Annotated in this window: 5 protein-coding genes and 1 pseudogene; all 6 read right to left on the reverse strand. The window is 56.1% G+C overall.

Going from position 1 to position 5644, the window contains the following annotated elements:
- Nucleotides 1-162 precede the first annotated feature (162 nt).
- The 6 genes and pseudogenes from ABRP98_RS11365 to ABRP98_RS11390 all read right to left on the reverse strand — a co-directional run bounded on the left by ABRP98_RS11365 (nt 163) and on the right by ABRP98_RS11390 (nt 5488).
- Nucleotides 163-918, reverse strand: coding sequence for an iron ABC transporter ATP-binding protein (locus ABRP98_RS11365; RefSeq protein WP_349859322.1), 756 nt, complete (start codon nt 916-918; stop codon nt 163-165).
- Entirely contained in the window at nt 915-1892 is a 978-nt protein-coding gene (locus ABRP98_RS11370) for an iron chelate uptake ABC transporter family permease subunit (RefSeq protein WP_349859326.1), read from the reverse strand. The genes ABRP98_RS11365 and ABRP98_RS11370 overlap by 4 nt, the downstream gene beginning before the upstream one ends.
- 1 nt (nt 1893) lies before the next feature.
- Nucleotides 1894-2859, reverse strand: a complete 966-nt coding sequence (locus tag ABRP98_RS11375; RefSeq protein WP_349859323.1) for an ABC transporter permease — start codon at nt 2857-2859, stop codon at nt 1894-1896.
- Between the two features lie 66 nt (nt 2860-2925).
- Nucleotides 2926-3918 carry a siderophore ABC transporter substrate-binding protein gene (locus ABRP98_RS11380; RefSeq protein ID WP_410756027.1) on the reverse strand — a complete coding sequence of 331 codons (993 nt, stop codon included), beginning with the start codon at nt 3916-3918 and terminating at the stop codon, nt 2926-2928.
- 85 nt (nt 3919-4003) lie between these two features.
- Nucleotides 4004-4770 (reverse strand): annotated as a pseudogene (locus ABRP98_RS11385) (amidohydrolase family protein).
- 394 nt (nt 4771-5164) lie between these two features.
- Nucleotides 5165-5488, reverse strand: a complete 324-nt coding sequence (locus ABRP98_RS11390; RefSeq protein WP_349859324.1) for a DUF4288 domain-containing protein — start codon at nt 5486-5488, stop codon at nt 5165-5167.
- Between the last annotated feature and the right edge of the window lie 156 nt (nt 5489-5644).

Raw genomic sequence — 5644 nt, forward strand, 5'->3', positions numbered from 1 at the left:
CGGCTCGCACTAACTTACCCAACAACCTGAACCAAGTCAAATCCTTGAATCAAGCCAGTACAAAAAGTCACTCAAAAATAACCAACCGGCTACCTCTCGGCGACTCGCTAAAATTTATACTACCCCACTACACAACGCAAACTCGCAGGCCAACGTTGCTTTTTAGTGATAGCACGCGATCTTTCCATCGGGCCCATCGATAACGCGCACCGGAGTATTGAAGATGGGCGTCAGGATATCGTCGCGCATAATCTCCTCCGCCGGGCCGAATTCGACGATCTGCCCGTCCTTGCAGGCACAGATATAGTCCGCGTAGCGCGCGGCAAAGTTAATGTCATGCAGAACCACGATGACCGTGCGCCCCAACTCCTGGGCAGCCTCGCGCAGGTGGCGCATCATGTCCACCGAGTGCGAGATGTCCAAGTTATTCAGCGGCTCATCCAGCAACACGTAATCAGTTTCTTGGCACAGCACCATGGCTACGTACGCGCGCTGGCGCTGACCACCGGATAGCTGGTCAAGGTAGCGGTGCTGCAGCTCTTCCAAATGCAGGAAGTGAATGTATTTGGAAATGACCTCTTCATCGTGTTTGTTGAGACGCCCCTTGGTATAGGGGAAGCGGCCAAAGCCCACGAGCTGGCGCACGGTGAGTTTCGTGACGAAGTGATTTTCCTGCCGCAGGATAGACACGATCTTTGCCAAATCGGCGGACTTGCTGGATTGGATGTCATAGCCGGCGATTTCGATGCTGCCTTCATCCACGTCGAGCAGGCGCCCGATCATGGTGAGCATCGTGGACTTACCCGCACCATTCGGCCCCACCAGCGCGGTGATGCCCCCCTGTGGGATGGTCAGATTGAGTGGACCAATAGAGGTCTCGGCGGAATAGGTTTTAGAAACGTTCTTTAATTCGATCACAGTCGGCCCTTTCGCATAATGACAAAGAGGAACACGGAGCCACCTACCAGCTCAATGATGATGGACACCACGCCTTGGGCGGAAAATACGTGCTGCATGAGGAAGTACGCCGCAATCAGCACGAAGAATGCTAATCCCACCGCCATCGGAAAGATGTAGCGGTGATCGTAGGTATCGGCGAATTGATAGGCCAGCGTAGCCACCAAAAAGCCCAAGAAGGTCATGGGCCCAACCAGCGCGGTCGTCGTCGCCATCAACAACGAGACCAAAATCAGCGTGTAGATCGCGTGCGCTTTATGGTTCACGCCCAAGTTGGTGCTGACATCGGAGCCCAAGGAAATCACGTTGAGCTTGCGCGCGTTGAGCACCAAAAGCGTGGTGGCGATGGCCACGATGGGAATGGCGATGGGATAGTACTCAGTTTCGGCGTTATTGACGGAGCCAAAAAGGCGCGCGGTCAGCACGTCGAACTCGCTGGGGGTTAGCATGCGCTGCATAAAGGTAGACAGCGAGCCCAGGCCACCACCGATGACCACGCCGACTAACAGCATGGCGTGCATATTCTGTTTTCGGTTGGTCAGCAGCCACGAATAAAGCACCAAGGAAAGGCCCACCATGACGCCCATTTGCATGAGGAAAGTGGGCACGGTGCGGGCTTCGTTAAGCCCACTAGCGCCCAGGAAGAAAATGGTCGCGGTATTGATGGCAACGTACAGGGACTCAAAACCCATGATGGATGGCGTCAAGATGCGGTTATTCGTCACGGTATGAAAAGACACCGTGGCCATGGCTTGGCACACAGCGACGATCGCCATGGCGATGAGGGCATCGGCGCGGCGCTGGGCGATGAGCCAAAACTTGCGCGTACCAAAATCCATCGGGTTGCCATAGGCTAGGTAAGCAAAGGCCAAAGCCGCAGCTAAGCCCCATACGCAGACCAGCGTGATCCAGTACTTCTTGGGTGGGGCGGACATCTTAGTTAGCACGGGTCGACCTCACAATCATGATGATGAAGACGATGGCACCGATGACGCCAAGAATCACCGAAACCGGCATCTCGAAGGGGGCGATGATGACGCGGCCCACCAGGTCACACACGGTGACGATGCCGATGCCCAGCAGGCAGACCCAGGGCACGTTGGAGCGCAAGTCATCGCCGCGCATCATGGAGACGATATTGGGCACGATAAGCCCCAGGAATGGAAGGGACCCCACGACGACGGTCACCACGCCCGTGGCAATGGCGATGAGGCCGGTTCCCAGCAACAACATGCGGTTATAGTTCAGCCCGACATTGGTGGCCACGTCCTCGCCCAAGCCAACTACGGTGAGGCGGTCGGCGTAGATATACACCGCCACCAGTACCAAGAGCACGATCCACAAAACCTCGTATTGGCCCTTGTATACCGCGGTAAATGAGCCCATGAACCAGATTCCCAATTGCTGGAGCATGTCCGTCATCAGCGCGAAAAACGTCGAGATTGCAGAGACCACGGCACCCAGCATGATGCCGATGATCGGCACGATGAGCGAAGAGCGCAGGGTCACCCGGCGCAGGAACAGGAAGAATACGACGGTGCCCAGGAAGGAAAAGACCACCGCACCAATCATCTTGACCAGAATCGAGGACGTGGGCGCGACGACCATGACGATGAGCAGGCCCAACCCGGCCCACTCCGTGGTGCCGGTGGTCGAGGGTTCGACGAAGCGGTTCTGGGTAAGCAGCTGCATGACCAGGCCGCTCACAGCCATGGCCGCGCCGGCCAGCACCAAGGCGATGGTGCGCGGCAAGCGGGTAATGCCGAACATGGCGGCGCCATCGTCGGCGCCAAAAACGTCGTACTGCCCGGTCAGCAAGGAGGCAACGAGCAACGCGGCAACGATGAGCACGCCGAGGCCGAGCTTCCAATCCCAGACCTTTGTGCGGGTGGTGGTTTCCATAACTATCCTTTACGCACCTGAAAACCGGAGGGCAAAATCCCTCCGGTTTCCGGTTTTTAGTGGTGGCTAGTTCTTTTCAAACGCGTCTGCCATCGCGTTGAGCGTCTCCGTGAAGGTAATGATGTTTTCATTGGTGTAGGTATCCTGCGGAGCGGCAACGATCTTGCCTTCCTTCACGGCAGTCACGTTCTTGAGTGCCGCGGAATCCTCTACCAGCTTCTTACCTGGGGTATAGCCTGCTTCATCCTTGGCAATGGCACCGTCGCGGTCCATGATGAGGATGTAGTCAGGGTTGGAATCAGCGATTGCCTCGACGGAGATGTCATCGCCCTCGTGGTCATCGCTGGCGTTTTCCACCTCGAGGGAAGGCTTCATGCCCAGCAGCTCAAAGAATGGTCCGAAGAAGCGGCCCTTACCTGGGGCGATGTAGTTGATATCCCCACCGGTGGTGTTGACGGCCATAACGGTCTTCTCTGGATCGTAGGCGTCCTTAGCGCGGTCCAGGGCCTTGTTGAAGTCATCGACGAGCTTCTTTGCTTCATCTTCGTGGTCGAAGATCTTGCCCAGTGCTTCGGTCTGGCGGATGAGTTCTTCCGCCATGTCCTTATCGTCGCGCGGGGAGAAGTCCAGGACCGGAGTATCTTCCATCAAAGCCTCGATATCGGCCTGGTGCTGGGTGAAGCGCTGACCGTTGATGACGATGTCCGGCTCTGCGGCAACCAGTGCCTCCAGGTCGGGTTCGCGGTGCATGCCCAGGTTGGCCTCGATCGAGTCTTCATTGATCTTGTCCGAGAGGGTATCCGGGACGATGCCAAGCGGGGCGGCCACGATATTGACATCCCAATCCGCGAGGATTTCGAAGGCGCGGTTATCCGTTACCGCGACGCGCTCGAACGGTACGTCCAGCTCGTGGGTGCCGTTATTATCTTCGATCTGCAGTGCGCTTTCCGATGTCCCCTTATTCGAACCCTGGTCCTCTTCTTCCGCAGTGCTACATGCGGTAAGTGCCAAGGAGGCGACAGCCACGACAGACAAAAGAGCGCGATGAATTTTCTTCATTGTGCTTTCCTTATAGACGAGAAACAAATGCCCCATTAACTTATCTTAAGTCACCCTAACCAATCAAGGTTGAGGGTAACCTTTCCTAAAGCGCATCGTCCCGGCCATAGAAACGCGCTGCATTGGCGAAGAAAACGTCATCAGCATGTACCCCCGCCGCCTCCCCGATGAGCCGGAAATCGTCCACCGAAAACACCCGGCTCGTCCGCTGCGAGGGCAAATCGGTACCCGCCATGAGCGCCGTTGGATCAACGTCGACAATGCGGCGCACCACCTCTCCCGGATCGAGGTCTACGCGCCCGAATCCGGTGGCCTTGACCTTTACCCCGGCATCGACAAGTTCTAAGAGGCCGTCTACTCCCTGCGCGCTCAGGCCCAGGTGGTCGATGCTCACGGCCGGCAGCTTCTTGAGCACTGGGGCCATATCGCCCAGCGTAGCCGCGTCGACATAAAGCTCCACGTGCCAACCTGCCAGGTCATAGATCCGCCAGGCGAGCTCCTCCAGGTCCTCCCGTGCTGCGCTGCCACCGCGCCGCAAGTTAAAGCGCACCGCCCGCACGCCCAAGCCATCCAACCGGCGGATTTCGGCATCGGGGACATCGGCAGGCAGCTGTGTCACGCCTACGAAGCTATCCAATTCCCCCAGAGCTTTGCCAGATACCCCTGGTCAAAGCCCTGAAAGGAACCGGAGACGACCGCGCCGGCGGTGATATCAAAACCCTCACCGCGCAGCTTCTCGCGCCATACGTCATAGGCCGGAACCAAAAACTCCGGCGGCGTATAGCCCTGATTTTCCTGAATGGGGTGGGAAAAATCGATGATGTGGAGGTGGGAATCAAATACTCGCTGCATGGCCACTACCCTAGCCGCGCGCGGGGACTCTCATAAGAAAACCCCAGCTAGAACTGAATCCAGCTGGGGCTCTCGGTGGAGTTTCCGGGAACTGAACCCGTCTAAGCCATGGACGTTACTGGCCGAACTGTCACTTACCTGGACACCAGGGCGGCGAGAGTTGAGCCTAGTACTGAAGTGTCCCAGATTTTGTTCCGTGTGGATAAATGGGAGAATCTGGGACATTTCACTAACGTAAAGGACGCTTAGTATCCAATTGGGTACAAGCCGTCGACTATGGCACTAGCCTAAAAGTCAACTATTCCCCCCATCCCCGTCCTAGAAGCAATCGCCGAAGCAATGGAGCCAGCACTACTCGCTAAGAAAGCTGCCTAACCTCGAGGTTGAGCTTGATTTAATCTTTCAGGGGGTTAGTCCCTCCAAGCTTCATTTCGAATCGCTTATAGTCTTCGAGTGAAGCGAAATGCCGAGAGTACAAGTCAATGTCCTTTTCCACAGTCCCATACAAGGCAGGGGTAATATCTACGATGTGACGAACCTTTACTGAGCCATGTTCGGCGTCTCCTTCGTCTTCTTGTGCATGCGCCAACGCCTGTACACGCTCCGAGGCAGCTTCGTCCGTATCTGCATAGACGATATAAAAATCTTCACGGAAATAGCTCTTTTGCGTCCCGACACGAGACAGCTCGAATACCACTATTCCTACGTAAGGTTCCATGCTTCACCTTCTCTTAGTCGAGGTCGTGCAACCTATCTCTGCTGACACAACGTGGAAGTGTTCACGTTCGTGAGTTTAACGGCCTAAACGACAGGATGTGTTGGTGAAGTTATATGTTTAGCCGGTCTGGCGTGCTGGTATTAGGATTATTTCACT

This window comes from Corynebacterium sp. KPL2838, assembly GCF_040225455.1.
Taxonomy (GTDB): Bacteria; Actinomycetota; Actinomycetes; order Mycobacteriales; family Mycobacteriaceae; genus Corynebacterium; species Corynebacterium rhinophilum.

What these genes read in the sequence shown, in the direction of transcription:
- ABRP98_RS11370 (WP_349859326.1), bottom strand. Translation starts at nt 1,892, where the DNA reads ATGTCCGCCCCACCCAAGAAGTACTGGATCACGCTGGTCTGCGTATGG.
- ABRP98_RS11380 (WP_410756027.1), bottom strand. Translation starts at nt 3,918, where the DNA reads ATGAAGAAAATTCATCGCGCTCTTTTGTCTGTCGTGGCTGTCGCCTCC.
- ABRP98_RS11390 (WP_349859324.1), bottom strand. Translation starts at nt 5,488, where the DNA reads ATGGAACCTTACGTAGGAATAGTGGTATTCGAGCTGTCTCGTGTCGGG.
- ABRP98_RS11375 (WP_349859323.1), bottom strand. Translation starts at nt 2,859, where the DNA reads ATGGAAACCACCACCCGCACAAAGGTCTGGGATTGGAAGCTCGGCCTC.